We start from the raw sequence: 25,516 nt of genomic DNA, 5'->3' as shown, positions 1-25,516 counted from the left end.
TTAGTGTGGGAATCGGTCCACGGAAGCGGCGCTCTGAGCAGTTGGGAAGACGGTGATTGTCACATCAGACAAGTCTTCGGCGCGCAGGTTGCCGCTTTTGAAGTTTTCAAGTTTGCTCTCATCCACGGCTTCGCTGCGGCTGGAGTAGGAAACGCCGTCATTGGTTTGATCGTTGTAACCAATGCGCTGGCCTTCCATGCCTTGAGCAAAAGCGGCAGAACCTGCTGTAGCAAGGATGAGGGCGGTTGTTGCGAGTGTCTTTTTCATGTCGTGTCCTTTTGGGGAAGTAAGTGAATGGTGCCCGCAATTAGCGCGGGAAACGGTTCACGGAAGCGTCGCTCTGAGCGGTTGGGAAGACGGTGATTGTCACATCAGATAGGTCTTCGGCGCGCAGGTTGCCGCTTTTGAAGTTTTCGAGTTTGCTTTCATCCACGGCTTCGCTGCGGCTGGAGTAGGAAACGCCTTCATTGGTTTGATCGTTGTAACCAATGCGCTGGCCTTCCATGCCCTGAGCGAAAGCGGCAGAACCTGCTGTAGCAAGGATAAGTGCGGCGGTTGCGAATGCGGTTTTCATATCGTGTTCCTTTTCTTACCCGGGTTGTATTGCGAGCCGCTCTTCAGTGACGCGGCGTCGTCGGGATGACAGGGAAAAGGGCATTCGAGGGGGAATTGGCTATCTGCCTTGGGTTTAAATCGTCCGATCTAAACCCATGAAAGAGTGTCATAAACTTTGGTTTACGAGACGAAAGCAGCGCGATAAACAGTGAGAAGCTGCCGCGGCGTCAAGCCCACAAGGGCGAAACCAAGTTTCGCGGGCAGACGCGCAGGCTGCAACCGAAAGCTAGCCGCTCTTTTCCGCATAAGAAAGTTTTTTCTGGTTTTTCCTTGAAGGAAGCTCGCCCCCTGCCCAAAGTTTACGCTGAAATTCAACGCATCCCTCTGGCCCACAAAAAAACGGGCCCGCGTTTTCACGCAGGCCCGTCAAATTCCACTCAGATTCGGAAGCGAATTTAGGCGAATTCACCCATGTCGAAGTCCAATGCCCGGGCGACGGTGAAGATATCTTTGTCGCCGCGACCACACATGTTCATCACCAGCAGGTGATCTTTCGGCAGTTCCGGCGCGATCTTCATCACATGGGCCAGCGCGTGGCTCGGCTCCAATGCCGGGATGATGCCTTCGAGGGAACAGCACAGCTGGAACGCCTCCAGCGCCTCACGGTCGGTGATTGAGACATAATTGGCGCGACCGATGTCATGCAGCCACGAATGCTCTGGCCCGATGCCCGGATAGTCCAGCCCCGCCGAGATTGAAAAGCCTTCGAGGATCTGCCCATCGTCGTCTTGGAGCAGATAGGTGCGGTTGCCATGCAGCACGCCGGGGCGACCCCCGGTGAGGGAGGCGCAATGCTCCATCTTTTCGTTCACGCCTTTGCCGCCAGCCTCGACCCCGATGATGTTGACCGACTTGTCGTCAAGGAAGGGGTAGAACAGGCCCATGGCGTTCGACCCACCACCGATGGCGGCGATCAGCGTGTCGGGCAGACGGCCCTCGGCCTCTTCCATCTGAGTGCGGACTTCCTTGCCGATGATGCTCTGGAAATCACGCACCATCGCCGGATAGGGGTGCGGCCCGGCCACGGTGCCGATGCAATAAAAAGTGTCGCGCACGTTGGTCACCCAGTCGCGCAGCGCGTCGTTCATCGCGTCTTTCAACGTTCCACGACCAGAGGTCACAGGCACGACTTCGGCACCCAGCAGGCGCATGCGGAAGACGTTGGGTGCCTGACGCTCAACATCATGCGCGCCCATGTAGACCACGCATTTCAGACCGAACTTGGCACAGACCGTCGCGGTGGCAACCCCGTGCTGTCCCGCGCCGGTTTCCGCAATGATGCGCTTCTTGCCCATGCGGCGGGCGAGGATGATCTGGCCCAGCACGTTGTTGATCTTATGCGCGCCGGTGTGGTTCAGCTCGTCGCGTTTCATATAGACCTTGGCGCCGCCCAGATGTTCGGTCAGCCGTTCGGCGTGATAAAGCGGGCTGGGGCGACCGACGTAGTGGGTCCACAGATCATGCATCTCGGCCCAGAAACTGTCGTCGGTCTTGGCCTTCTCATACTGTTCTTCCAGTTCAAGAATGAGCGGCATCAGCGTTTCCGAGACAAAGCGCCCGCCGAAATCGCCGAAACGGCCCTGTTCGTCGGGGCCGGTCATGAAGCTGTTGAAAAGATCGTTGGCCATTGCGCCTCTCCTAGAATGTCGCGCCAGCCTTACCGCAGCCCGCCCGTCTGCGCCACCATGAGTTTCGCAGGTGGCACAGAGCGGGGCGGCCTTGGGCTAGTCAAAGAGTTTGAACAATTCGCGCCTGACGGCGTTCTCCAACTCATCCTTGACGATATCTTCGGTCGAGCGGCTGTCATCCGGTGAGATATTCAACTCTTCCTGTATCTTTTCGCGCACTTTATCTTCGGCCTGCTGCTTTTCTTCGGCAAAGTTCAGATCAATCGCGGCACGCAGGTCGGGCTTGATCTGCGGATCGGCCCATGGCCCCGTGATCCGCACCGGCACCGCCAGCCCGCCGCGCGACGCATTGACGCGCAGTGCCTTGGGCGTGAACGTATAATCAAGCGTCCGTGCGCCCAGATTGACCTGCCCTGCCCCGGTCGCGTTAAAGTTTGGCAGCAGCATTAGCAGGTCATCATTGCGCAGAACCCCTTGGGCGATGTCGAATGTCGCTTCCATGGAATCGAAAACCGTGCTGCCGCCCTCAGCGTCTACCGACCCCAAGAGCGCATCCAGATCGATCCCGGCAATCGTGCCCCGCCCCATGCTCAGCGTCCCATTGCCACTGAGCGAGCGCATGATCGCATCAACCGATTTCCCGGAGCCGAGAAAAGACAGCGCCGCATTGCCGTCCCCACTAAACCGCGTGACCCCGGCGGTATCCTCCAGCAAGTCGCGCATCTGCACGCCCTGCGCCGTCAGATTGCCGCCCACAGACAGGCCACTGCGGTTGTTCATCACAAACTCACCGGCGACCTTCCCGCCATAGGCGCTCATGTCCTGTAGGTCGAACACCATCCGCGCGCGGTCATTGCGCAGCACGGCCCGTGTGGGGCCGAGGTCGAGTTGCCCCAGATCGATGCTTTCCGCGCTCAGCGCGATATCGCCGTCAAATGCGGCAAGCCAGTCCGCGTTGATTTCTTGTCGGGACCAGCCCTCCAACGCGTCGCCCTGCGTTTGGCTGCTGGTGCCGTTCGTTTCGGCCCGGCCTTCCGACAGTGCGGATAAGTCCAGCGCCCCGGTGCGCAGATTGGCGGTGATGCGCGGCGTGCCGTTCAGCGCTAGATCGGCCTGCCCGGTCAGGCTGTTGCCACCCAAATCCAGCGCGATATTGCGCAGCGCAAGACGCCGATCCGCCGTCAACGTCAGCCCACTACGCAGGTCGACCGACTTTCCCAAGCCCTGCGGCAGCGTGACACCGCCCGCACCAAAGGATGCCAAAAACCGCGCCGTATCCGCGCTGTCGATCCGCAGCTCCCCAGCCAGCGCACCGTCGAGCGATCCGCGCCCATCAAACCCGATCTCGCCACCGCGCGTGGTGACATCGGCCCGCAGCGGCTGCACGCCGCCGTTCAGAAAATCCGCGAAACCTTCGATTCGCGCGGTCAGGTCAACCCCCGCGCCCGCTGGGGCCATGCTGGCGGCAATCTCTGCCGCACCGTCTTGTTCGGGCCAATCCAGTTCCAGATCGACGCCGTCATAACGCAACACATCGGCCCCTTCCGCGTCATAGATCAGCGTGGCATCAGTCACCGTCAGTTTTTGGATGCTTAGGGGCCGCCTATTGGCGGTCGGCTCGCTCTCAGTCTCGATCTGAGCGCCGCTGGCGCTGTCGGTGAATTGCCAACTGGCACGTCCATCAAGGCGTTGCTCCAGCCGGATCACCGGGCTTTGAGCTGCGATATTGGTAATGCGTATCTCACCACGAAGCAGCGCACCCGCATCCACCCCAATCGCCGCATTCGCCGCCGTCAGCATCGCGCCCTTGTCGGTCCAGTCAGCATTGCCAACCTCAAGCCCGCCCGCTGTGACCCCCAGCACCGGCCAGAGCGTTACACCCACATCGCCGGTGATCGACACCTCGCGCCCGGTCATCCGGCTGAGTTGGTCACTGGCGATCCGCGCGATCCGTTCGCCGGGCAGCAAGAACAGCGCCCCCAGCATGATCACAACAATCAGCAACAGCGCGCCGATGCCCCGAATAATCCATCTCATGGCTCTCTCCTCCTGCCCGGCGGCTCTTTCCCCGCTCATCCGCTTGCCTTATAGCGCAAGCCATGAGCACAAACCCACCCAATCTGCGCCCCGACCTCGCTCCGCAAGCGAAGATCAGCAACCCCGCCCGCCCCGGCCAGCCCACAATCGGCATGGTCAGCCTTGGCTGCCCCAAGGCGCTGGTGGATTCTGAACGCATCCTGACGCGGTTGCGCGCCGAAGGCTATGGCGTCTCGCCCGATTATGCAGGCGCCGATGCGGTGATCGTGAACACCTGCGGTTTCCTCGATAGTGCCAAGGCCGAGAGCCTAGACGCCATTGGCGAAGCGCTGACCGAAAACGGCAAGGTGATCGTCACCGGCTGTCTCGGGGCCGAGCCGGATTACATCCGCGAACACCACCCCAAGATCCTCGCCGTGACCGGCCCGCATCAATACGAACAGGTGCTCGACGCGGTGCATGGCGCGGTGCCGCCCAGCCCCGATCCCTTCATTGATCTGCTGCCCGCGCAGCAGGTCTCGCTCACCCCGCGCCACTACAGCTATCTCAAGATCTCCGAGGGCTGTAACCACAAGTGCAAGTTCTGCATCATCCCCGACATGCGTGGCCGCCTGCAAAGCCGCCCCGCCCATGCGGTGATGCGCGAAGCCGAGCGGCTGGTCGACAATGGCGTGAAAGAACTTTTGGTCATCAGCCAAGACACCTCCGCCTACGGCGTTGACATCAAACACGCCGAAGACCGTGGCCACCGCGCCCATATCACCGATCTGGCGCGCGACCTCGGCAGCTTGGGCGCATGGGTGCGGCTACACTACGTCTACCCCTACCCGCATGTACGTAAGTTGATCCCGCTCATGGCCGAAGGTCTGGTGCTGCCCTATCTCGACATCCCCTTCCAACACGCCCACCCGGACGTGTTGAGACGCATGGCCCGCCCCGCCGCCGCGTCGAAAACCCTCGATGAGATCGCCGCTTGGCGCGATACCTGCCCCGACATCACCCTGCGCTCGACCTTCATCGTCGGCTACCCGGGCGAGACCGAGGCGGAATTCCAAACCCTGCTCGACTGGCTCGACGAGGCGCAGCTCGACCGGGTCGGCTGCTTCCAATACGAAAACGTCGAAGGGGCGCGGTCGAACGCGCTGCCGGATCATGTGGCGCCTGAGATCAAACAAGACCGTTGGGAGCGCTTCATGGAAAAGGCGCAGGCCATTTCAGAGGCCAAGCTCGCCGCCAAGGTCGGCAAACGCCTTGACGTGATCGTGGATGAGATCGACGAAGACGCTGCCACCTGCCGCACCAAGGCCGATGCGCCTGAGATCGACGGCAACCTTTTCATCGACGAGGATTTTCAGAACCTCAAAGTCGGCGACATCGTCACCGTTGAAGTTGAAGAGGCCGGCGAATACGACCTTTGGGGACGTCAGATCACCTGACGCCCCCGGTGGCCGATCAGGCGTAGGCACCTGCCGAATAGGTCAGCTCATAGCTGTGGCTGTAAAGCTCGAAGACGATGCCAAAGGGGTCTTCGACATAGACCATGCGGTAGGGTTTCTCGCCCGGGAAATACTCCCGCACCGGCATCCGCTGCTTGCCGCCCACCGCGATGATGCGCTCTAGCAGACCTTCGACATCGGGGTCTTGGATGGCGAAGTGGAAGGTTCCGTGGCGCTTGTGCTCCAGCTTTTCCTCTGGGGCGTAGTTGCCGGGGAATTCGAAGATTTCGATGCCGATACCATCCGCTGTCGCAAGATGTGCAATGCGCAGCGAACCCCAACCGGGGCCGAAGACATCGGTGCACATGACGCCGATGGCGGTGTCTTCTTCCACCGCTTCTGTGGGCTGCATCACGACGTAAAAGCCCAACACTTCGGAATAGAATTTCACCGCAGCGTCGAGGTCCGGCACGGATAGGCCGATGTGGGAAAAGGTACGGGGGGTGGTCATGGGGGTTCTCCTGTTTGCGTTGACCTTGAGATAGACAGGCACGCCCCACATGTGAAATTATCAAAGCTCATCGAAATCATAACGAAACGTTTGATATGCTGAACGCCACTTGGCTTGAGACCTTTACCACCCTTTGCGAAACGGGACATTTCACCCGCACGGCGGAGCGGCTGAACATGACCCAGCCCGGCGTGTCGCAACATCTGCGCAAGCTTGAGGATCAACTGGGCCAACCGCTGATCGCACGGGAAGGAAAAAGTTTTACCCTGACCCCAGCAGGTGAGGCGCTGTTTGAAACCGGCCTTGCCCGCCGCCGCGAAGAGCAGCGCCTGCGCGAACGCATCACGACCGACCTGCCCGACCGGGGCGTGGTGCATATCGCCTGCTCTGGCAGTTTCGCCATGCTGCTACACCCCCTGCTGTTGAATTGGATGACCCAAGCGCCGGACCTTACCCTGCATCTCGAGGCCGCACCGCAGGCCACGATCCGCGCCGGGCTGCTGGATGGGCGGTTTGATCTGGGCGTTTTGGCCGATGACCCCGCCCACGCGCGGCTGGAAGCTCAGCATTTAGGGCGGGAGGAACTTTGCCTCATCCTGCCGGTTAATACATTGGAACATATAGAGAGTTTCGCTGATCTCGAAGCGCGCGGTTTCATCGCGCATCCCGATGGCTTTGCCTATGCCGATGATCTGTTGCAGTTGAATTTCCCCGACAGTTATCCGGGTGGGGACCGGATGCGCCTGCGGGGATATGTAAACCAGATCGGCCAAATCCCGGCAGCGGTCGCGCGGGGGGTGGGCTATACGCTCTTGCCCCGCAGCGGGGTCGAAACTTTTGCCGGGAAAGACCAGCTTCAGCTGCTGCCGTTGCCCAAACGGCGCTGGCATGACCTCTGGCTCGCTTCGCGTCGCGGACGCCCCCTGCCCGCCCGAATGCGCAGGGCAGCAGACCTCATCGCCGAGGCTGCCACAAGGTTGCACTAGGCCAATAAATTCGCCGATATTGTGGAACCAAATCGCTCCGCTACTAGATATACCTTCAAGAAAGGGCGAAAATACGGAGAGACTTGAAAGTGTTCCCTTTCTGTTCTATATGTAGAACGCAGTAGCAGAGGAATGACCACATGTCTTTTCAACCTCAGTTTCCCGGCATCTTCGACCCTGACCAACAGGGTCGCCCGCCGCGCGGCAGCGACAGTGCACAGCCCAAACAGGCCGACCGCCGCATGCCCGCGACCGAAAAACAGATGCAATATGCCCGCTCTCTTGCCAAACGAACCGGCGATGACCTTCCCGATGGGATCGAAGCAGACCGCGCAGCGGTTTCGGAATGGATCGACGCTCATAGGCCGCAGGCGCTAGAGGGGCCGTTTGCCGCCTACCCTTCGGCCAAACAGGTCGCCTTTGCCGAACGCATCGCGCGCTTGAAACGCCGTGACGTACCGCAGGAATGTTTTCGCGACAAAACCCTGATGTCGCGTTGGATCGACGGCAATAAACCGCGCTGATCTGCCGTGTCAGCGCGGTTTACGCCTCGTCACCTATGGCAGCGAAGCGCTTCGCTGCTAGCTTTCCATTATGAGCTATCCGACCTCCATCGCTGAGACTTTAGCTGACGGCACCGTGCATGTGCTCAGCCTCGGTTTTGCTATTCCTGCCAGCATCCTGCTGATGATCCACGCCGCCGGACAAGAGGGGCAGTTGACCGCCACGGCGATTTACGCCGCCTGCATCCTCGCCTCTTTCACCGCCTCTGCCGTCTATCATCTGCTGCCCTTCGACCGCAGCCGCGCCTTTTTAGGCCGTGTCGATCATGCGGCAATATATTTCAAGATTGCGGGCACCTATACGCCGCTGGTCATGGTGATCGGATCGGGCTTTGCTTACGGCATACTCGGCGTGGTCTGGGCCTTGGCTGTGATCGGCGCAGTGGCCAAACTCTGGTTCTGGCGCATTGATGCACGTGGATCACTGGCGCTCTACCTCGGGATGGGCTGGCTTTCCGTCCTGCTGATCTATCCGATGTGGCACAATCTGCCCGGTGCCGCACTGGCGCTGGTGGCGGTCGGCGGCCTTACCTACTCGGCAGGCACGTTGATCTACGCCCATCCCGGCATGCGCTATCAGAACGCCATTTGGCATGTTTTCGTACTCATCGCCACGGCCTGTTTCTTTGCCGCGATTGCACTGAGCCTTTAGGCCGCGACCGCGTCCAGATAGTCCCGCACGCAGGTCTGGACATGGCGAAACCGATCTCCACCCAGATGTTTGCCGCCGTACCAACGGGTGACGATGATGAGGTGATCCTCCAGCCCTTCCCGTTCCAGCATGCGCAGGATCACCATCCCGGCACCGGATTCGCCATCATCCCCTTTCAGCGGGCCGCCGTCTGAGAACAACACCGCCCATGTGTTATGCGTGGCCTTGGCATAGGCTTTCTCGCGCTTGAGGTCTTTCAGCGCCTCGTCAACCTCAGCCCGGTCCCGGGCATCACAGCCCGACACCGCGTATTTCGACCCGCGGTCGTTCAGCACTTGGCCTAGCTTTCGCAAACCGTCACAGCCCCGCCATGGTGCGCCGGACGATGTCGATCCGGGAACTGTTGGGCGGATGCGTGCCAAGGAAACGATCACCCGGATCGGGGATGCGGGTAAAGAATTCCGCCCCGCGCAGCGGATTATAGCCCGCCCGCGCGGTGATGATCGTTCCAAGGGCATCAGCCTCAAGCTCGAAGTCCTTGGAGTACCGCCGCGCGCCGACCTCAGCACCCAGTTCCTGCGCCGTGCGCACGGCGGTTGCGTCGCCGCCGCTCAGCGTGGCGATCCCGGCAAAGATCACCGCGCCTGCCATGGCGTTCTGCTGCTGACGGGCAATGTGGCCTGCGATGTGATGCGCGGTCTCATGGCCCAGAACAAAGGCAAGCTCGTCCTCGTTGCGTGCATCTGCGATCAACGCCAAGGTGAAAGCAACGATGGGACGGCCGTTTTCGTCCAGCGTCTGAAAGGCGTTCGCGGGCTGGCCAGGGCGGTCATCGACCACGATATTGAAATCGCAATTCATCCCCGAGGTCCGGTTACGGCACTCACGCTCGGCCACCGGTTCAACTGTACGGACCACCTGCACAAAACTGCGTGCGGCAGCGTCGGCAGTCAACTGAGAGCCCGTCGTGCTGGGCGTGCCTGAAGGGATCGGCCCTGTCTGGATAGGTGCCACGCCACAGGCCGAAAGCAGGGCAATGACGCCAAATGCGCCAAGGGCATTCATAAATCTCACGACAGGTCCTCGCTCGGGTTTTCCAAACTTGTACCTATCATGACAGGTCGTCACTGCCACCCCTGTTCACAGAGCTTTGACGCCCCGCCGAACCTGACCTTGCACTTATCCGCGCAAAGCCTGTCTTGCGCTCACGAGCACAAAGCCTGTCTTGCGCTTGGCCGCACAAAGCCTAATGTGCCCTCATGTTTACCATTGAGCATGAATTCGACGCCACCGTCATCACCCTGATCGACGAATCCGACGCGCCCCTGCGCGAAGACGTGACCGTCTCTGCCTTTGCAGAGGAGATCACGATCGAGCAATGGGACGCACGCACAGATCGTGTGGCCAAGATCACCCTGTCCCCCGCGCAATTGCGCGATCTGACAGCGGCCTTAAACCTGCCCGAGGGCATCTACCGAAGCAACTCCTAAGGATCGTCACATGGCCACCGGCACAGACATCAAGACCTATTTCAACGGCGCATGGCATGACGGCGATCTGCCCACCATCAAAGCCGCCGACCACGGGGCATGGCTGGGCACCACCGTTTTCGACGGGGCGCGGCTGTTCGACGGGCTCGCCCCGGACCTTGAGGCGCATTGCGCCCGGATCAACCGCTCGGCCCGGGCGCTGATGATCACCCCAACGGTCGAGACCGAGGACATGATCGAGATGTGCCGCGAGGGGCTGAAGAGTTATTCGCGCGATCAAGCGGTCTATATCCGTCCGATGTATTGGGCGCTTGCGGGCGATGAGCTGGGCATCGTGCCGCGCGAAGGTGCGACCGGCTTCGCCATCAGCCTTGAGGCCATCCCCATGGCCCCGCCAGAGGCCGCGACCACCCTCACCCGCACCCGCTTCCGCCGCCCGGTGCTGGAGGACAACGTGGTCAACGCCAAGGCGGGCTGCCTCTATCCCAACAATGCCCGCATGATGGTCGAGGCGCGTTCCAAGGGCTTCGGCAACGCACTGGTCGCCGATGCCATGGGCAACGTCGCCGAAAGCGCCAGTGCGAACGTGTTCATGGTCAAGGATGGTGAGGTCTTCACCCCCATCCCCAATGGCACGTTCCTTGCCGGGATCACCCGTGCACGGCATATGTCGAACATGCGCGACGCGGGCATGAAGGTGCATGAAACCGTCCTCAGCTTTGACGATTTCCATGCAGCCGATGAAGTGTTCCTGTCGGGCAATATGATGAAGGTCACCCCCGTCAGCGCCTTTGACGACACGCAATATGGCACCGGGGACAATCAAAACCCGGTCACCCGCCGCGTGCGTGAAATGTATTGGGATTGGGCCGCAAGTCAGCGCGGCTGAAGGTCCGGGCGGCAGCGGCGCGCAAAAGCAATTGCCAGCGCCGCCCGCCCGCGCCATGATCGTACCGCACCGGGAGGAGGTGCGGAGAGAGGGTTTGATGCGGAAGTTCCTAGTGGTGCTGGACGATAGCACCGAATGTTTGAATGCCATGCGCTTTGCCGCTCTGCGCGCGGCGCGTACTGGGGGCGGCGTGGCCGTTCTGTCGGTGATCCCGCCCGAAGAGTTCAACCATTGGATCGGCGTCGGCGACCTGATGCGCGAAGAGGCTCGCGAACGGATCGAAGTGCATTTCGAGGTTTTCGCCAAATGGATGCGCGACAAACAGGGCGTCGATCCTGAGTTAATCATCCGCGAGGGCGAGCCTGCGGATGAGATCATTCAGCAACTCTCTGACGATCCAGACATTGGTGTTCTGGTGCTGGGTGCCAGTGGCGACCGTAAGAAAGGCCCCGGACCTTTGGTGACGCAATTGTCACGTTCTGCGGGCGATCTACCAGTGCCGATTACCATTGTGCCCGGTGGTCTCAGCAAGGAACGGCTCGAAGCGATCACCTAAACGCTCCTGTAGCCCGCCTCAGCCACTTACAATTTAGAACGGTTCTAAACCTTGACTTGCAGCCCCTGCGAGCGCATATCAGAACCCACGCCGAAAGCGAGGAAACCCGATGTTCATCCAGACCGAATCCACTCCGAACCCCGCAACGCTCAAGTTCCTGCCGGGTCAGACCGTGCTGGAAATGGGCACCGCCGATTTCCCGACCCCCGACGCCGGTGCGACATCGCCGCTGGCCCAACGGCTCTTTGCTGTTGAGGGTGTGACGGGCGTGTTCTTCGGCACCGATTTCGTGACTGTGACCAAACAAGACGCCGTGGAATGGGACCATGTGAAGCCCGCCCTGCTGGGCGCGATCATGGAACACTTTCAATCTGGTGAGCCGGTCATGGCCTCTGACCACCAACCCACATCGGGCCATGCCGCGCATGACGGTGAAGATGGTGAAATTGTCGGCCAGATCAAAGAGTTACTGGACAGCCGGGTGCGCCCAGCCGTGGCCCAAGATGGCGGCGACATCACCTTCCACGGCTTTGAGCGCGGCGTTGTCTATCTGCACATGCAAGGTGCCTGCGCCGGGTGCCCCTCGTCCACGCTGACGCTGAAAATGGGCATCGAAAACCTGCTGCGCCACTACATCCCCGAGGTGACAGAGGTTCGCCCGGTTGCCTGAGCATAGCGCAAGCGGGCCGCTGATTCTGGCCTTCGACACATCGGCCGCGCATTGCGCGGCCGCTTTGCTGTCGGGCGACCGAGTGCTGGCGGAGCGGATTGAGCCGATGACCAAGGGCCAAGCCGAACGGGTGCTGGTACTCTGCGAAGAGCTGCTGGATGAGGCCAATGTGGTCTATGCCGACCTCACCGCGCTTGGCGTTGGCATCGGACCGGGCAATTTCACCGGCATCCGCATTGCCGTCTCCGCCGCGCGTGGGCTGGCGCTTGGCCTTGGCATTCCGGCGGTCGGGGTCGATGCCTTTGACGCATTGCGCGAGGGCCATGACGGCCCCTGCGCCTGTGGGGTGGATGCCCGCCGCGATCAGGTTTTCCTCCAAGGCTTTGACAACCCCGACATTTCTACTCCCGCGCTCTATGACGCCGCCGCCCTGCCAGCCTTCACCGGCCCGCTGATCGGCGCGGGAGGAAAGCCTCCCGCGATGCCCGTGGCCGAAGCCATCGCCCGCCTCACGGCCCGCCGCTATGCCAGCACCCTAGCACGCCCTGCGCCGCTTTACCTGCGCCCTGCCGATGCAGCACCCGCACGCGATGCCGCGCCGGTGCTGCTGCCGTGACAGCGGCAGAGCTTGCCGCCCTTCATGCCGCCGCCTTTACCCAAGACAGGCCGTGGCAGGAGGCGGAGTTCGCCAGCCTGCTCGACAGCCCCTTCGTGCAGCTTTTTACCCGCCCCGGCGGCTTTGCCCTGACCCGCACCATCGCGCGCGAATCTGAGTTACTGACCCTCGCGGTCGATCCCAGCTGCCAACGCCAAGGCATTGGCCGCACGTTGCTGCGCGATTGGCTGGCCGCCCTGCCCGCAGACTGCGCCAGCGCCTTTCTAGAGGTCGCAGCCGATAACCAACCTGCCCGCGCCCTCTATACCGGTGAAAACTTCGCCCACATCGCAACCCGCCGTGCCTATTACGCACGCATTGATGCCCCAGCCGTCGATGCCTGCATTCTGCGGCGCGACTTGACCCATGGTCACTGTGGCGATCCCGCAGCGTTGACCACAAAAAGCGGTTGACCCTACCCCCCGCCTGCGCCCTAAATTACACCTGATCGAATGATCCACCAACGCCGTGGCGGCAGCCTTTGCCAGACCGCCCGGCACCACAACCGGGAGACGATAAATGACCCTCATGACGAAATTCCTCGGCGCAGCCGCAGGCATGGCCCTGACATCGGGCGCCGCGCTGGCCGAACCCGCGCTGATCTTTGACCTTGGCGGCAAATTCGACAAAAGCTTTAACGAAGCGGCCTTCAATGGTGCGACCCGCTGGGCCGAAGAAACCGGCGGCAAATTCGCTGAGATCGAGATGCAGTCCGAAGCACAGCGCGAGCAGGCCCTGCGCCGCTTTGCCGAATCCGGGGCCAACCCGATCATCACCATGGGTTTCGCCATGGCCGATCCGCTCTCGACCGTCGCGCCTGATTACCCCGACACGAAATTCGCCGTGGTTGACGTGAACTGGCTCGACCTGCCCAACGTCCGTCAGGTCAGCTTTGCTGAGCATGAGGGGTCCTACCTCGTTGGCGTGATGGCCGCGATGGCCTCCAAGTCGAACACCGTTGGCTTTGTCGGTGGCATGGACGTGCCGCTGATCCGCCACTTCGGTTGCGGCTATGCCCAAGGTGTCATGGCAACCAACCCCGATGCCAAAGTCATCGCCAACATGACGGGCACCACCCCCGCCGCTTGGAACGACCCGGTAAAGGGGTCCGAGATCACCAAAGCGCAGATCAACCAAGGCGCTGACGTGGTTTATGCCGCGGCTGGTGGCACTGGTGTTGGCGTGCTGCAAACAGCCGCTGACGAAGGCATCCTGTCGATCGGCGTGGACAGCAATCAAAACCACCTGCACCCGGGCAAAGTCCTGACCTCGATGCTGAAACGTGTCGATGTCGCGGTCTATGACGCGATGATGGCGGGCGAAGACCTCGAAGTTGGCGAAGTCGTGACCCTCGGCCTCGCCGAAGAAGGTGTCGGCGTTGCCGTTGACGAGCACAACAAGGACCTTGTCACCGAAGAGATGCAAGCCGCAGTCGACGAAGCGCGCCAAAAGATCATCGACGGTGAGATCAAAGTGGTCTCTTACTACGAGAACGACAGCTGCCCGGCGCTGGACTTCTAAGCCTAAATTTACCAAACTAACCCTTAGGGCCGCGCCGTATCATCGGCGCGGCCCTTTCCGAACCGGAGAACGCCATGCCCCGGAAAGAATTGGGCCAAACCCAGATCAAAACCCGCAATGGCCGCAGGACCTTTTGATATGACCGATACCGCTCCCGCGATTGAACTTAAGGGCATTTCCAAAGCCTTCGGCCCGGTGCAGGCCAACAAAGACATCTCGATCCGCGTGATGCCCGGCACGATCCACGGGATTATCGGCGAAAACGGCGCCGGCAAGTCGACGCTGATGTCGATCCTTTATGGGTTTTACAAAGCCGACGCGGGTGAGATTTTCATCAGTGGCAAAAAGACCGACATTCCCGACAGCCAAGCCGCCATCGCGGCGGGCATCGGCATGGTGTTCCAGCACTTCAAGCTGGTTGAAAACTTCACCGTGCTGGAAAACATCATTCTGGGGGCCGAAGATGGTCGCTTGCTCAAGCCTTCGCTTTCTAAAGCCCGCAAGTCGCTGATTAGTCTTGCCGAAGACTACGGTCTCAACGTCGACCCCGACGCGCTGATCCAAGATATTGGCGTGGGCATGCAGCAGCGCGTGGAAATCCTCAAAGCGCTTTACCGACAAGCCGACATTCTGATCTTGGACGAACCCACGGGCGTGCTGACCCCCGCCGAGGCTGATCAGCTTTTCCGCATCCTCGGGCGCCTGCGCTCTGAGGGCAAAACCATCATCCTCATCACCCACAAGCTGCGCGAGATCATGGAGATCACCGACACCGTGTCGGTCATGCGCCGGGGCAAGATGACCGCGACCGTGAAGACTGCCGAGACCTCGCCGCCGGAACTGGCCGAGCTGATGGTCGGGCGTAAGGTCTTGCTGCGCGTCAATAAAAAGCCCGCAACGCCCGGCGATGTCATTTTGGATGTCAAAGGGCTGCGGGTCGTCGATGGCAAAGGCGTTGAGCGTCTGCGCGGCATTGATTTGCAAGTCTGCGCTGGTGAGGTGCTGGGCCTTGCGGGTGTCGCAGGCAACGGCCAATCCGAACTGCTCGAGGTGCTGGGCGGCTATGCCGATGGCACCGGCAACGTCACGCTAAACGGCACCCCGCTGGACCTATCGGGCAAGAAATCCGACGGCCAATCGCGCCGCGCGCGCGGTGTAGCCCATGTGCCCGAAGATCGCCAGCGCGAGGGTCTGATTATGGATTTTCAGGCTTGGGAGAATAACGTCTTCGGCTACCACCACGACGACCGCTTCAACAGCGGGCTGCTAATGGACCACGCCGCGATCCGCGCCGATGCCGAAGACAAGATGGCCCGCTTTGACGTGCGCCCGCCTGACCCAACACTGGCGGCCAAGAATTTTTCGGGCGGCAACCAACAGAAAATCGTCCTCGCGCGCGAGATCGAGCGCAACCCCGACCTGCTGCTGATCGGCCAGCCCACCCGCGGCGTCGACATTGGCGCGATTGAGTTCATCCATGAACAGATCATAGCCCTGCGCGATCAGGGCAAGGCGATCCTGCTGGTCTCGGTCGAACTCGAAGAAATCCTTGCCCTGTCGGACCGCATCGCGGTGATGTTTGACGGGCAGATCATGGGCGAACGCGCCGCCGACCAGACCGACGAGAAAGAACTGGGGCTGCTGATGGCTGGCATCACCGACACCGAGAACGAACACAGCGTGGCCGAGGTCGAAGCCAATCTCGCCCGCGCCGGCGGCGACGCCAGCAAGGAGGTCTGAGATGGACGTGATGCCAAAATGGGCCGAGGTGATCCTCGTGCCGCTGATCTCTCTGTTGCTGGCGGCCCTGCTCTCGGCGCTGGTGATCCTCGCCATCGGTGAAGACCCGATTGCCGCCGTGACACTGATGGTCAAAGGCGCGCTCGGCTCGACCTATGGCTGGGGTTACACGCTGTACTACGCGACCAATTTCATCTTCACCGGGCTGGCCGTCGCCGTCGCATTCCACGCGCGGCTGTTCAACATCGGTGGCGAAGGTCAGGCGATGCTGGGCGGTTTGGGCGTCGCCATTGCCGCGCTCTATATCCCATGGCCGCATTGGACGCTGGCGCTGATCGGCTGCGGTGTGATGGCCGGGCTTTTGGGCGCGATCTGGGCCGCGATCCCCGGCTGGTTGCAAGCCAAACGCGGCAGCCACGTCGTAATCACCACGATCATGTTCAACTTTATCGCGGCGGCGCTGCTGAACTATGTTCTGGTCAACGTCATGCGCCCGCCGGGCAGCATGGACCCGGCCAGCGCCCGCTTTCCCGAAGCCGTGCATCTACCGACGTTGCATGAATTGCTGGCCCCGCTTGGCATCGCCTTCTCGAAATCCGCGCCTGCCAATATCTCGCTGCTCGTCGCTGCTGCGGCCTGTATCGTGGTCTGGCTGCTGATCTGGCGCACGCGCCTTGGCTATGAAATCCGCGCCTATGGCCATTCGCAACCTGCTGCCAAATACGCGGGCATCTCGCCCGTGCGAATCACGATGGTCACCATGATCATCTCGGGCGCGCTGGCGGGGCTGATGGCGATCAACAACGTCATGGGCGAAAGCGAGCGTCTGGTGCTGAACGCGACCGAAGGCGCAGGCTTTATCGGCATCGCCGTGGCACTTATGGGCCGCTCGCATCCCGTGGGCGTCTTCTTCGCCGCCCTGCTCTTCGGCTTCCTCTACCAAGGCGGCGCGGAACTGGCGCTCTGGACCTCGATCCCGCGCGAATTGATCGTCGTGATCCAGGCGCTGGTGATCCTCTTTACCGGCGCGCTCGACAATATGGTGCGGATGCCGCTGGAGCGTCTTTTCCTGATGTTCCGCCGCCCCGCCCCCCCAGCCAATTCCGCTGACAGCGAGCCCAAACCCGGCCCCCGCAGCGGTCAGTCGGAGGGCGCGGAATGACCCAGAACACCCCCCTGAGAAAGCGGGTCTGACCTATGGACTATATCACGCTCATCCAATTGCTCGACAGCACTGTGCGGCTGGCCACGCCGCTGCTTCTGGCCTGTCTTGCCGGTCTCTTCTCCGAACGCGCCGGGGTCTTCGACATCGGGCTCGAAGGCAAGATGCTGGCCGCGGCCTTCTTCTCGGCGGCGCTCGCCTCAATCACCGGCTCGGTCTGGATCGGTCTCGCGGCGGGCATCGCCTCTTCGCTGGCACTCAGCGCTGTGCACGGGCTGGCGTCGATCACCTTCCGCGGCAACCAGCTGATCTCCGGCGTGGCGATCAACTTCCTCGCTGCCGGCATGACCGTGCTGATCGCGCAGGACTGGTTTGCCCAAGGGGGCCGCACGCCCTCGCTCTTTGGCGGTGCCCGGTTCGAGCCGATCACCCTGCCCTTCGCTGATGCCATGGCCAATGTGCCAATCATCGGCCCGCTTTACGAAGAGCTGATCTCGGGCCATTCGATCCTCGTCTATGCCGCCTTCCTCGCCGTGCCGCTGACATGGTGGATCCTGTTCCGCACCCGCTTCGGCCTGCGCCTGCGCGCCGTGGGCGAGAACCCCGCCGCCGTCGACACCGCAGGTGTCTCGGTCGTGGGTCTGCGCTATGCCGCCGTGGCCATCGCGGGCCTGCTCTGCGGCGTGGCGGGGGCCTACCTCAGCACCGCGCTGCAGGCGGGTTTCGTCAAGGACATGTCGGCGGGCCGCGGCTTTATCGCGCTGGCCGCGCTGATCTTCGCCAAGTGGCGTCCGTGGTACGCGCTCTGGGCGACGCTGCTCTTTGGCCTATTCGGCGCGCTGGAAACCCGGCCTGACGTGATCCAATCGGTGATCGGCATCAAGGTTCAGGGCCAGATATTGAGCGCGCTGCCCTATCTGATGACCGTGGTGATCCTCGCGGGCTTCGTCGGCAAGGCGATCCCGCCCCGCGCGGGCGGCGAGCCCTATGTGAAAGAACGCTGACACCCCTCTCCGGCCCTTGCACCCGAGGGCCGGATCGGCGCAACCTATCTCAGTGGTCGTTTTATCGCGACAAGCTATGTTGAACTGCGCGGCCGTTAGAGGCTAGGAAACGTCATGCAAATCTACCTGCCCATCGCCGAGGTATCGGTTAACGCCTTCCTCCTTCTGGGACTGGGCGGAATTGTGGGCATCTTATCGGGCATGTTTGGCGTCGGCGGCGGTTTTTTGATCACGCCGCTGTTGTTCTTTGTCGGCATCCCCCCTGCCGTGGCCGTGGCGACTTCGACCAACCAGATCGTCGCCTCGTCCTTCTCGGCCCTTCTGGCGCACCTAAAAAGGCGCACGGTGGATTTCCGAATGGGCTGGGTGTTGCTGGCGGGCGGCCTCATCGGTTCCGGCATCGGCATGTTCATCTTTAACTACCTGAAATCGCTGGGTCAGGTCGATCTGCTGGTGACCCTTTGCTACGTGATTTTTCTGGGCATTATCGGCGGGTTGATGTTCTTTGAATCGCTCCGCGCGATCCGCCGCACCCGCAAAGGTGGGCGCGTGCAGCGCAAGAAACACTACTGGGTCCACGGCCTGCCAATCAAAATGCGGTTTCGGGTATCGGGGCTTTATATCTCGGTGATCCCCCCGGTGCTTGTCGGCGCAGCGGTCGGGATGCTCTCGGCCATCATGGGCGTCGGCGGCGGGTTCATCATGGTGCCCGCGATGATCTATCTGCTGGGCATGCCGACTAAAGTGGTAATCGGCACCTCGCTGTTGCAGATCATTTTCGTGACCGGTTTCACCACCATGCTGCACGCCACCACCAACCAGACGGTCGACATCGTGTTGGCGGTGCTTTTGCTGGTCGGCGGGGTGCTGGGCGCACAGGTTGGCACGCGGATCGGCGTGCGGATGCAGGCCGAACAGTTGCGCATTTTGCTGGCGGTGCTGGTCCTCGCGGTCTGCGGCAAGCTGGCGCTTGATCTGCTGCTGGAGCCGTCCGAGCTTTACTCCCTCAGCCCGGTGGCGGCAGAATGATCCGCGCAGTTCTCGCATTCGCTGGCCTGCTGCTCACAGCCTTCACCGCCACGGCGGAGGAGGAGATCGTGTTGGGCCTGAGCCAGGCCGAAGTCTCCATCACCACCAATTTCGACGGGTCCGAAATCCTCGTCTACGGCGCTGTCAAACGTGAAACCCCGATCCCCGAAGGCGCACCGCTTGAGGTGGTCGTCACCGTCTCTGGCCCCTCGACCCCGATCATGGTGCGGCGCAAGGAAAGGCGCTTCGGCATCTGGGTCAACACGGACGCGATTGAGGTCGACCGCGCGCCGAGTTTCTATGCCGTGGTCACCTCCGGCCCGCTGTCCGAAGTGCTCAAACGTATCGAAGACCTGCGCCACCGCATTTCCATCCCCCGCGCCATCCGCTCTGTCGGCGCCCCGATGGAGATCGCAGACCCCACCCAATTCACCGATGCGCTGATCCGCGTGCGCAAAGAGGCCAATCTCTACCAAGTCATCGAAGACGGCGTGAAGGTTGATGAACAGACCCTATTTCGCGCCGCCGTTGCGCTGCCTGCCTCGCTCACCGAAGGCGCCTATGACACGCGGATTTTCCTGACCCGTGGCGGCGATGTGGTGGCTCAATATGAAACGGTGATCGACGTGCGCAAGGTCGGGATGGAGCGGTGGCTGTTCAATCTGGCCCATGATCAGGCGTTTATCTACGGGCTGCTATCGCTCTTTATCGCCATTACCGCGGGCTGGGGCGCCTCTGCCGTCTTCGGGTTGCTGCGCCGCTAAGCCGCGCCATCCTCGGTCGCCTCAAGCGTCAGCGCCGCTGCAGGGGCGGCGCGCAGGTCATCCACGCGCAGCGGCCCAGATGGTTTGCTAAGACGGTTGCGCACCACCCAGATCAACCGCTCCTGCGCGCGGGTGATGGCGACATAGGCCAGCCGTTTCCACAGCGGTTGCCCGGCCTCAGAGCGCCCCATCCGCGCGGCGGCGTAAAGGTCGGGCGCAAAGACCTGCACGTTCTCCCACTGGCTGCCTTGCGCCTTGTGGATCGTCACAGCGGCACCATGCAAGAACGTGGCCCCCATACGCGCGGCGAAGGGGATAAAGGGCTCTTCCTCATCCGGCTTTTCGATTTTAACGATCGACGCGGCACTTACCTGCGGGTCTTCGGCACCGATAACGTGCAACCGGCTGAACCCCGGCTTACGCCCCTCGCCCAGATAGACCACCTGCGCGCCCTTGATCAGGCCCCGCGCCTCGAGGTCTAGCCGCTTCTTGCGATGCTTCAGCGGCAGTTCGATCCCGTCGCAGATCAGCGGCTCCCCCGCCAGCAGCGCATCCTCCGGCGCACCATGCACGGCGCGAAAGGCGTTGATCAGCCGAATGCGCGTGGCATTCCGCCAGACCAGCACGGGGCTGCGCGCCATCAGATCAACCTCAACCCGCTGGCCCCAGACCACGCGATCATCCTTGCGCGCCGCGTCTTCGATCATCCGCTCAAAGTCATGAAACTCAAGCTGTGGATCGGCCAACGCATGGGCCAGATCAAGGATCGGGTTGTCCGCCTCTTGTCGGTGGATCCGGTTGAGGTTCAGCACCCGCTTTTCGGGCAGTTTCTCAAACACCATCGTGCCGGATTGCCCCACCGGGGCCAACTGCGCCGGATCGCCGAACAGCAGCAGCGTCGGAAAAATCTCTTTCAGGTCTTCGAATTGTTTGTCATCCAGCATCGAGCTTTCGTCGACAAAGCCGATGTCGAGCGGCTCTTCCCGGCGTTTCCATCCGGTGATGAAATCACTGCCCCGCAGCCCTGCTGCCGCCAGCGCCCCGGGCACAGATTTGTTATTCGCGAAAAACGCCGCTGCCCGGTCCAGCGCGACCTCGCTCAGCCCTTCGATGTCGGGCTTTTCGCCATTCCCGGTCAGCCACTCCGCGATGCGCTCGTATTCGGGGTGGTAAACCGGCGTGTAGAGGATGCGGTGGATCGTCGTCGCGGGCACGCCGCGCAGACGCAAGACGCTCGCCGCTTTGTTGGTCGGCGCGAGGATTGCCAGCGTGCGTTTCTCACGTTTCTTGCGCGATTCGTAATCACCCGACACAATGTCGACGCCCGCCGCTTCCAAGGCACGATAAAGCTCGGCCAGCAGCAGCGTTTTGCCCGATCCGGCCTTGCCCGTCACCGCCATCACCTGATCCGGCCCGCCCGCAGGCGGCATCAGCAATGAGTCGTCCAGATCAATGCCCGCAGAGCGCAGCATCTCGGCCACCTTGTCATGGGCGGCGGCTTGGTCTTCGGAGTAGGTGAGCGCGGTAGATGTCATTGGGCGACCCTAAATGAGCCCCGCGCCGGGGGCCAGATCGCTTTGCCCTGCCCGCGCGCGATTCATGTGGATTATCCGCCTCAGATGACGATCAGCCCCCGGCTGAGCGCGCGTGCGACGGCATGGGTGGTGTTCGATGCGCCCAGTTTGAACCGCGCGCTTTCCACATAGGCGCGCAGCGTGTGTTCTGAGATCGACAGCCGTTCGGCCACCTGCGCGCGGCTATAGCCCACCGCCAGCAGCGTCATGGCATCCACCTCCCGCGGGGAGAGCGCCTGCACCGCCCCCGGTGCACGATCCGGGGCCAGCGCCAGTGCCTTTTCGTTGAAACAATGCGCCGCCCAGATCAGATCGCGCCGGTGCCGCGCGGTGAATGAGGCCCAGACCGCGTCGGTGCAGCTATGATTGGTGGTGAACAGCGCAAACTGCCCATGCGGCCCCCGAATAGGCACCGAAAACCCCTGATCGCCCACCCCATGATCCAGCGCGTCCCGCCGGAATTGCCGCGCCGCGCGGGAGGACCAATCAAGGTCTTTCCAGTCCACTGGCACAAACCGACGATAGCAGCCGCCGACCACCGGATCGATGCGCAGGTAGTTGTGGTTCTGATACCGCTCAGACCAGAGCGGTCCATAGGTGCCACAGCCATATTGCGCACCCGCCGTATCAACCCAATGATAGGCAACATGTAAAATGCCATAGTGATCGCGCAGATCTGCGCAGGCGCGCTCAAGGGCTGGCTGCCCGTCAGCCTGTGCCAGCCTTTCCCAAATTTGTTCCAGATGCGGCTCTATCCTCATACGCCCGGCCTGCGGCCCCTTCGCGTTGCACGGACATTTCAGCCAGAGCGATAAGCGCCGCGTCGTCCAACTGTTCCGCAGTACGGGGCAGTTGGTTTGCCATGGCGAAAGCCCTTAGATCGGCCAATACGTCCAATATCCAATCATCTCGCATGAGAGTCGCCCAGCTTTGGTTAATGGCAGATTAATACAACCATAGCATGTGCGGGATTTCGCACCATCCGCGCTTTTCGTCCCCCCATAAATAGCGGGGCAGGCTGCACTAAGTCTCTGTTCCGGTTACAGCCAAACGAAAACCCCCGCAGCCGAGGCCATGGGGGTTCTGGTTTTAATCTATCAGTCAGGTTCAGTCGCGCGCCATAACCGTATCTTCCAGCGTGCGCAGTCCGGTGCGCGGTGCCTGCACCAGCACCGACATATTGCCCGGCTTATGCTCGTTGCGCATCATCTTCATATGCGCCTCTGGCAGATCGGCCCAGCTAAAGACCTCGGACATGCAGGGATCAAGACGGCGTTCCATCATCAGCTTGTTGGCGGCACTCGCCTGTTTCAGATGGGCAAAGTGGCTGCCCTGCAAACGCTTCTGGTGCATCCACATATAGCGCACATCGAAGGTCAGGTTGAAGCCGCTCGTCCCGGCACAGATCACCACCATGCCGCCCTTTTTGACAACGAAGGTAGAGACCGGGAAGGTCGCCTCACCGGGGTGTTCGAACACCATATCGACGTTCACGCCCTTGCCGGTGATGTCCCAGATTGCCTTGCCGAACTTGCGGGCCTCTTTGAACCACTCGTTATATTCCGGTGTGTTCACCGTGGGCAGTTGGCCCCAGCAGTTGAAGTCCTTGCGGTTCAACACGCCCTTGGCACCCAGATCCATCACGAACTGGCGTTTGCTCTCGTCCGAGATCACGCCGATCGCATTGGCGCCTGCGGTGTTGATAAGCTGGATCGCATAGGAGCCCAGACCGCCGCTCGCGCCCCAGACCAGCACGTTCTGGCCGGGCTTCAGGTCATGCGGCTCATGACCGAAGAGCATACGGTAGGCGGTGGCCAGCGTCAGCGTGTAGCAGGCACTCTCTTCCCATGTCAGGTGTTTGGGACGCGGCATAAGCTGCTGGCTCTGCACGCGGGTGAACTGCGCAAAGGAGCCGTCCGGCGTCTCATAGCCCCAGATCCGCTGGCTGGGCGAATACATTGGGTCGCCGCCGTTGCATTCCTCATCGTCGCCATCGTCCTGGTTGCAGTGGATCACCACCTCATCGCCGACCTTCCAGCGCGTGACCTTATCCCCCACCGCCCAGACGATGCCCGACGCATCAGAACCTGCGATGTGATAAGGCTCGCCGTGGCCGTCAAAGGGGCTGATCGGCACGCCGCGCGCGGCCCAGACACCGTTGTAGTTGATGCCCGCCGCCATGACCAAGACCAGCACGTCTTGACTGTCGAGCTCTGGCACATCGACCACTTCTTGCAGCATCGCGCTGTCCGGATCGCCATGCCGTTCGCGACGGATGGCCCAAGCATACATCTGTTTCGGAACGTGACCCATCGGGGGCATTTCGCCCACTTCATAAAGGTCTTTTTGCGGGGCGTCATAGTCGGCGTGTTTCGTATCCAGTGCCATGTGGGCCTCCTGCCGGTGATCGGTGTCTACAAGGTCTGTGCCGCACTGCAGAATCGCGGCGGCTCCCCTTTGGGATATGATCCACCGCGCAACATTGCAACCCCTGCAGCTCTACTTTTGTAATTTTATGACCCAGCGGTTGCAGCAATTTCCGCCGCAGGTGCAGCATCTTCGCTCGGAAAATGCGCAATAGAATTAGCGTAAAAGGCCAAAACAGGCTCCTGCCCCGGCACGATTTCCAACCCCTGTGCACCTTCAGAAATGATGCCACGTTTCATCAGCCGAGCCGTAGCGCGTGCCACGCGCTCGGCCAGAACCTCGGGCTTTGGCACGCGGTTGCGCTGCGGCATCTGCCCCAGCGTAGCGCCGACCTTCGACAGCAATTCCGCCTCGCTCATCGGGGCTTGCGCCTGCAACATGACCCGCGCGATCAGCGGCACCGTCAGCACGGGCATCGCCTGCGCGATCCGGTCCATCAACATCTCCGACAGTTCCGAGACCGGCACCTCCGCACCCGTACGCCGTAACGACAACGGATCACCAAAAGTCACCGCAGCGGTCCCGAACCGCGTGTCATGCCCCCGCATTCGCCGCCACATCTTGCGCAGGACAAAGCCCACAACCACCGTGATCCGCGCACCAAAGCGACGGTCTCCGCGCTGCCCGGCGGCGATCAGAACCCGGTCTTCCAGCACGCGGTCATAGTTAATCGCCACCGGCACAAAGATGATGTCGCGTTCGCCCTCTGGGTCAAAGCCTTCAACCACATAGGACAGCAACCCCACCTTCGGCGGCTGGAGCGCGCCGGTCAGGCTCAGCCCCCCTTCGGGATAAAACGCCTGCGTTACGCCGCCCGCCGTGGCCATCTGCACATAACGCGCCAACACCTTGCGATAGAGCGCCCCGCGCGAACGGCGTCGGATAAAGTAGGCCCCCATGGAGCGAATAAGCGTGCTAAGCGGCCAGACCCGCGCCCACTCCCCCACTGCATAGCTCAGCGCCGAGGACCGCGCGGCGAGGTAGGTCACCAGCATGTAATCCATGTTCGAGCGGTGGTTCATAACGAAAACCACCGTGGCGTCGCGCGGCAGAGAGGCAAAAGTCGTCTCGTTGCTCGCCGCTGTCTCGATCCGGTAGACTGCATTGGCCAAAAGCCGCGCCAGCCGGATGCCAAAGCTAAAGTACGCAAAGGTGGAAAAACGCGGCACGATCTCACGCGCATAATCGCGGGCTTTTTGAAAGCCGACGTTCTCGGGCACGCCATTGCTGCGAGCGTAATTAACGATCTCTTGGCTGACTTCAGGGTCATAGATCAGCCGCTGAATCATGTCATGCCGCCGCGCCAGTTTGAACGGCTCGATCGGTCGCGTTAGCCGTTTGTTGAGACGCGCCACCGCCCGTTCAAGCCGTCGGCGAAAGAACCAGCGCACCGAGGGCAGCAGAAAATGGCTCAGCGCCGTGACGGCTGCGAAAACCACAATAAGGATGAACAGCCAAAGGGGCAATTGCACGGTCTGCGTCATGGGTTAACCCTTACAGCGCGGGGCTGAGAGGACAATATTTATCTGTTTCCACCCGCACCGCAGCGGCACAGGTGATGCCGCAACGCAGCGAATTGACAGAGGCATATTATTTCGCCTATCAAC

At 61.5% G+C, this 25,516-nt stretch carries 27 protein-coding genes; 16 read left to right on the top strand and 11 right to left on the bottom strand.

Going from position 1 to position 25,516, the window contains the following annotated elements; translation table 11 throughout:
- The 4 genes from BM229_RS15070 to BM229_RS15055 all read right to left on the bottom strand — a co-directional run bounded on the left by BM229_RS15070 (position 1) and on the right by BM229_RS15055 (position 4,280).
- Positions 1 to 267, bottom strand: a complete 267-nt coding sequence (locus BM229_RS15070; protein ID WP_093928451.1) for a tryptophan synthase subunit beta — start codon at positions 265 to 267, stop codon at positions 1 to 3.
- 40 nt (positions 268 to 307) lie between these two features.
- Positions 308 to 574 carry a tryptophan synthase subunit beta gene (locus BM229_RS15065; protein WP_093928450.1) on the bottom strand — a complete coding sequence of 89 codons (267 nt, stop codon included), beginning with the start codon at positions 572 to 574 and terminating at the stop codon, positions 308 to 310.
- A 436-nt stretch (positions 575 to 1,010) separates the two neighbouring features.
- Positions 1,011 to 2,243, bottom strand: coding sequence for a tryptophan synthase subunit beta (gene trpB / locus BM229_RS15060; RefSeq protein ID WP_093928449.1), 1,233 nt, complete (start codon positions 2,241 to 2,243; stop codon positions 1,011 to 1,013).
- 96 nt (positions 2,244 to 2,339) lie between these two features.
- On the bottom strand, positions 2,340 to 4,280 hold the full coding sequence (locus BM229_RS15055) for an AsmA family protein (RefSeq protein WP_093928448.1): 1,941 nt from the start codon (positions 4,278 to 4,280) through the stop codon (positions 2,340 to 2,342).
- A gap of 62 nt (positions 4,281 to 4,342) precedes the next feature.
- Between BM229_RS15055 and rimO the strand changes: the two genes are divergently transcribed.
- On the top strand, positions 4,343 to 5,716 hold the full coding sequence (rimO, locus tag BM229_RS15050; protein WP_093928447.1) for a 30S ribosomal protein S12 methylthiotransferase RimO: 1,374 nt from the start codon (positions 4,343 to 4,345) through the stop codon (positions 5,714 to 5,716).
- 16 nt (positions 5,717 to 5,732) lie between these two features.
- Here the strand turns inward: rimO and BM229_RS15045 are convergent, their stop codons facing one another.
- Positions 5,733 to 6,227, bottom strand: coding sequence for a lactoylglutathione lyase family protein (locus BM229_RS15045; protein WP_093928446.1), 495 nt, complete (start codon positions 6,225 to 6,227; stop codon positions 5,733 to 5,735).
- A gap of 95 nt (positions 6,228 to 6,322) precedes the next feature.
- On the opposite strand from BM229_RS15045, the gene BM229_RS15040 reads away from it, so the two are divergent.
- The 3 genes from BM229_RS15040 to trhA all read left to right on the top strand — a co-directional run bounded on the left by BM229_RS15040 (position 6,323) and on the right by trhA (position 8,428).
- Positions 6,323 to 7,213, top strand: a complete 891-nt coding sequence (locus BM229_RS15040; protein ID WP_093928445.1) for a LysR family transcriptional regulator — start codon at positions 6,323 to 6,325, stop codon at positions 7,211 to 7,213.
- Positions 7,214 to 7,353: 140 nt separating this feature from the next.
- Entirely contained in the window at positions 7,354 to 7,737 is a 384-nt protein-coding gene (locus tag BM229_RS15035) for a hypothetical protein (protein ID WP_093928444.1), read from the top strand.
- A gap of 70 nt (positions 7,738 to 7,807) precedes the next feature.
- The gene (gene trhA / locus BM229_RS15030; RefSeq protein ID WP_093928443.1) at positions 7,808 to 8,428 is read left to right on the top strand and encodes a PAQR family membrane homeostasis protein TrhA; all 621 of its coding nucleotides are present in this window, start codon (positions 7,808 to 7,810) and stop codon (positions 8,426 to 8,428) included.
- Here the strand turns inward: trhA and BM229_RS15025 are convergent.
- Together BM229_RS15025 and BM229_RS15020 are read right to left on the bottom strand one after the other, a co-directional pair.
- Entirely contained in the window at positions 8,425 to 8,781 is a 357-nt protein-coding gene (locus tag BM229_RS15025; protein WP_093928442.1) for a YigZ family protein, read from the bottom strand. The two genes, trhA and BM229_RS15025, sit on opposite strands and share 4 nt — an antisense overlap.
- 4 nt (positions 8,782 to 8,785) lie before the next feature.
- A complete protein-coding gene (locus BM229_RS15020) occupies positions 8,786 to 9,493 on the bottom strand; it encodes a M48 family metallopeptidase (RefSeq protein ID WP_167360276.1) in 708 nt (235 codons plus the stop codon).
- A 194-nt stretch (positions 9,494 to 9,687) separates the two neighbouring features.
- Here BM229_RS15020 and BM229_RS15015 point away from each other — a divergent pair, with 194 nt between their 5' ends.
- From BM229_RS15015 to BM229_RS14960, 12 genes are all read left to right on the top strand, one after another.
- Positions 9,688 to 9,918: a hypothetical protein gene (locus BM229_RS15015; protein ID WP_007117540.1), complete on the top strand. Its 231-nt coding sequence runs from the start codon at positions 9,688 to 9,690 to the stop codon at positions 9,916 to 9,918.
- A gap of 10 nt (positions 9,919 to 9,928) precedes the next feature.
- Positions 9,929 to 10,807 carry a branched-chain amino acid aminotransferase gene (locus tag BM229_RS15010; protein ID WP_093928440.1) on the top strand — a complete coding sequence of 293 codons (879 nt, stop codon included), beginning with the start codon at positions 9,929 to 9,931 and terminating at the stop codon, positions 10,805 to 10,807.
- 97 nt (positions 10,808 to 10,904) lie between these two features.
- Positions 10,905 to 11,363: a universal stress protein gene (locus BM229_RS15005; protein WP_093928439.1), complete on the top strand. Its 459-nt coding sequence runs from the start codon at positions 10,905 to 10,907 to the stop codon at positions 11,361 to 11,363.
- Positions 11,364 to 11,472: 109 nt separating this feature from the next.
- On the top strand, positions 11,473 to 12,033 hold the full coding sequence (locus tag BM229_RS15000) for a NifU family protein (protein ID WP_093928438.1): 561 nt from the start codon (positions 11,473 to 11,475) through the stop codon (positions 12,031 to 12,033).
- Positions 12,026 to 12,649, top strand: coding sequence for a tRNA (adenosine(37)-N6)-threonylcarbamoyltransferase complex dimerization subunit type 1 TsaB (gene tsaB / locus BM229_RS14995; RefSeq protein ID WP_093928437.1), 624 nt, complete (start codon positions 12,026 to 12,028; stop codon positions 12,647 to 12,649). The genes BM229_RS15000 and tsaB overlap by 8 nt, the downstream gene beginning before the upstream one ends.
- The gene (locus tag BM229_RS14990) at positions 12,646 to 13,101 is read left to right on the top strand and encodes a GNAT family N-acetyltransferase (protein ID WP_093928436.1); all 456 of its coding nucleotides are present in this window, start codon (positions 12,646 to 12,648) and stop codon (positions 13,099 to 13,101) included. Before tsaB ends, BM229_RS14990 begins: the two co-directional genes overlap by 4 nt.
- A 106-nt stretch (positions 13,102 to 13,207) precedes the next feature.
- Positions 13,208 to 14,209: a BMP family lipoprotein gene (locus BM229_RS14985; protein WP_093928435.1), complete on the top strand. Its 1,002-nt coding sequence runs from the start codon at positions 13,208 to 13,210 to the stop codon at positions 14,207 to 14,209.
- A 138-nt stretch (positions 14,210 to 14,347) separates the two neighbouring features.
- Positions 14,348 to 15,949, top strand: coding sequence for an ABC transporter ATP-binding protein (locus BM229_RS14980; protein WP_093928628.1), 1,602 nt, complete (start codon positions 14,348 to 14,350; stop codon positions 15,947 to 15,949).
- Position 15,950: 1 nt separating this feature from the next.
- Positions 15,951 to 17,111, top strand: a complete 1,161-nt coding sequence (locus tag BM229_RS14975) for an ABC transporter permease (protein WP_093928434.1) — start codon at positions 15,951 to 15,953, stop codon at positions 17,109 to 17,111.
- Positions 17,112 to 17,146: 35 nt separating this feature from the next.
- A complete protein-coding gene (locus tag BM229_RS14970; protein ID WP_093928433.1) occupies positions 17,147 to 18,115 on the top strand; it encodes an ABC transporter permease in 969 nt (322 codons plus the stop codon).
- A 114-nt stretch (positions 18,116 to 18,229) separates the two neighbouring features.
- Positions 18,230 to 19,144 (top strand): sulfite exporter TauE/SafE family protein, encoded by a 915-nt coding sequence (locus tag BM229_RS14965; protein WP_093928432.1) that lies wholly within the window; start codon positions 18,230 to 18,232, stop codon positions 19,142 to 19,144.
- Positions 19,141 to 19,908 (top strand): TIGR02186 family protein, encoded by a 768-nt coding sequence (locus BM229_RS14960; RefSeq protein WP_093928431.1) that lies wholly within the window; start codon positions 19,141 to 19,143, stop codon positions 19,906 to 19,908. The genes BM229_RS14965 and BM229_RS14960 overlap by 4 nt, the downstream gene beginning before the upstream one ends.
- On the opposite strand, the gene BM229_RS14955 is transcribed toward BM229_RS14960, so the two are convergent.
- From BM229_RS14955 to BM229_RS14940, 4 genes are all read right to left on the bottom strand, one after another.
- Positions 19,905 to 21,443, bottom strand: coding sequence for an ATP-dependent DNA helicase (locus tag BM229_RS14955; RefSeq protein WP_093928430.1), 1,539 nt, complete (start codon positions 21,441 to 21,443; stop codon positions 19,905 to 19,907). The two genes, BM229_RS14960 and BM229_RS14955, sit on opposite strands and share 4 nt — an antisense overlap.
- Positions 21,444 to 21,523: 80 nt before the next feature.
- Complete coding sequence (locus BM229_RS14950; RefSeq protein WP_093928429.1) at positions 21,524 to 22,243, bottom strand: helix-turn-helix transcriptional regulator; 720 nt, start codon at positions 22,241 to 22,243, stop codon at positions 21,524 to 21,526.
- A gap of 346 nt (positions 22,244 to 22,589) precedes the next feature.
- Positions 22,590 to 23,870, bottom strand: coding sequence for a crotonyl-CoA carboxylase/reductase (gene ccrA / locus BM229_RS14945; protein ID WP_093928428.1), 1,281 nt, complete (start codon positions 23,868 to 23,870; stop codon positions 22,590 to 22,592).
- A gap of 125 nt (positions 23,871 to 23,995) precedes the next feature.
- Entirely contained in the window at positions 23,996 to 25,393 is a 1,398-nt protein-coding gene (locus BM229_RS14940; RefSeq protein ID WP_093928427.1) for a 1-acyl-sn-glycerol-3-phosphate acyltransferase, read from the bottom strand.
- Positions 25,394 to 25,516: the final 123 nt, after the last annotated feature.

Origin of the sequence: Sulfitobacter dubius (assembly GCF_900113435.1) — a bacterium.
In the GTDB taxonomy this organism is placed as follows: Bacteria; Pseudomonadota; Alphaproteobacteria; order Rhodobacterales; family Rhodobacteraceae; genus Sulfitobacter; species Sulfitobacter dubius.
The sequence above is the reverse complement of the archived record's forward strand: the minus strand, read 5'-3'. Positions and strand labels throughout refer to the sequence as shown.

Excerpts from the sequence above, each read along its gene's own strand:
- BM229_RS15070 (WP_093928451.1), bottom strand. The coding sequence starts at position 267 with ATGAAAAAGACACTCGCAACAACCGCCCTCATCCTTGCTACAGCAGGT.
- BM229_RS15065 (WP_093928450.1), bottom strand. The coding sequence starts at position 574 with ATGAAAACCGCATTCGCAACCGCCGCACTTATCCTTGCTACAGCAGGT.
- trpB (WP_093928449.1), bottom strand. The coding sequence starts at position 2,243 with ATGGCCAACGATCTTTTCAACAGCTTCATGACCGGCCCCGACGAACAG.
- BM229_RS15055 (WP_093928448.1), bottom strand. The coding sequence starts at position 4,280 with ATGAGATGGATTATTCGGGGCATCGGCGCGCTGTTGCTGATTGTTGTG.
- rimO (WP_093928447.1), top strand. The coding sequence starts at position 4,343 with ATGAGCACAAACCCACCCAATCTGCGCCCCGACCTCGCTCCGCAAGCG.
- BM229_RS15045 (WP_093928446.1), bottom strand. The coding sequence starts at position 6,227 with ATGACCACCCCCCGTACCTTTTCCCACATCGGCCTATCCGTGCCGGAC.
- BM229_RS15040 (WP_093928445.1), top strand. The coding sequence starts at position 6,323 with ATGCTGAACGCCACTTGGCTTGAGACCTTTACCACCCTTTGCGAAACG.
- BM229_RS15035 (WP_093928444.1), top strand. The coding sequence starts at position 7,354 with ATGTCTTTTCAACCTCAGTTTCCCGGCATCTTCGACCCTGACCAACAG.
- trhA (WP_093928443.1), top strand. The coding sequence starts at position 7,808 with ATGAGCTATCCGACCTCCATCGCTGAGACTTTAGCTGACGGCACCGTG.
- BM229_RS15020 (WP_167360276.1), bottom strand. The coding sequence starts at position 9,493 with ATGAATGCCCTTGGCGCATTTGGCGTCATTGCCCTGCTTTCGGCCTGT.
- BM229_RS15015 (WP_007117540.1), top strand. The coding sequence starts at position 9,688 with ATGTTTACCATTGAGCATGAATTCGACGCCACCGTCATCACCCTGATC.
- BM229_RS15010 (WP_093928440.1), top strand. The coding sequence starts at position 9,929 with ATGGCCACCGGCACAGACATCAAGACCTATTTCAACGGCGCATGGCAT.
- BM229_RS15005 (WP_093928439.1), top strand. The coding sequence starts at position 10,905 with ATGCGGAAGTTCCTAGTGGTGCTGGACGATAGCACCGAATGTTTGAAT.
- BM229_RS15000 (WP_093928438.1), top strand. The coding sequence starts at position 11,473 with ATGTTCATCCAGACCGAATCCACTCCGAACCCCGCAACGCTCAAGTTC.
- BM229_RS14985 (WP_093928435.1), top strand. The coding sequence starts at position 13,208 with ATGACCCTCATGACGAAATTCCTCGGCGCAGCCGCAGGCATGGCCCTG.
- BM229_RS14980 (WP_093928628.1), top strand. The coding sequence starts at position 14,348 with ATGACCGATACCGCTCCCGCGATTGAACTTAAGGGCATTTCCAAAGCC.
- BM229_RS14975 (WP_093928434.1), top strand. The coding sequence starts at position 15,951 with ATGGACGTGATGCCAAAATGGGCCGAGGTGATCCTCGTGCCGCTGATC.
- BM229_RS14970 (WP_093928433.1), top strand. The coding sequence starts at position 17,147 with ATGGACTATATCACGCTCATCCAATTGCTCGACAGCACTGTGCGGCTG.
- BM229_RS14965 (WP_093928432.1), top strand. The coding sequence starts at position 18,230 with ATGCAAATCTACCTGCCCATCGCCGAGGTATCGGTTAACGCCTTCCTC.
- BM229_RS14960 (WP_093928431.1), top strand. The coding sequence starts at position 19,141 with ATGATCCGCGCAGTTCTCGCATTCGCTGGCCTGCTGCTCACAGCCTTC.
- BM229_RS14955 (WP_093928430.1), bottom strand. The coding sequence starts at position 21,443 with ATGACATCTACCGCGCTCACCTACTCCGAAGACCAAGCCGCCGCCCAT.
- BM229_RS14950 (WP_093928429.1), bottom strand. The coding sequence starts at position 22,243 with ATGAGGATAGAGCCGCATCTGGAACAAATTTGGGAAAGGCTGGCACAG.
- ccrA (WP_093928428.1), bottom strand. The coding sequence starts at position 23,870 with ATGGCACTGGATACGAAACACGCCGACTATGACGCCCCGCAAAAAGAC.
- BM229_RS14940 (WP_093928427.1), bottom strand. The coding sequence starts at position 25,393 with ATGACGCAGACCGTGCAATTGCCCCTTTGGCTGTTCATCCTTATTGTG.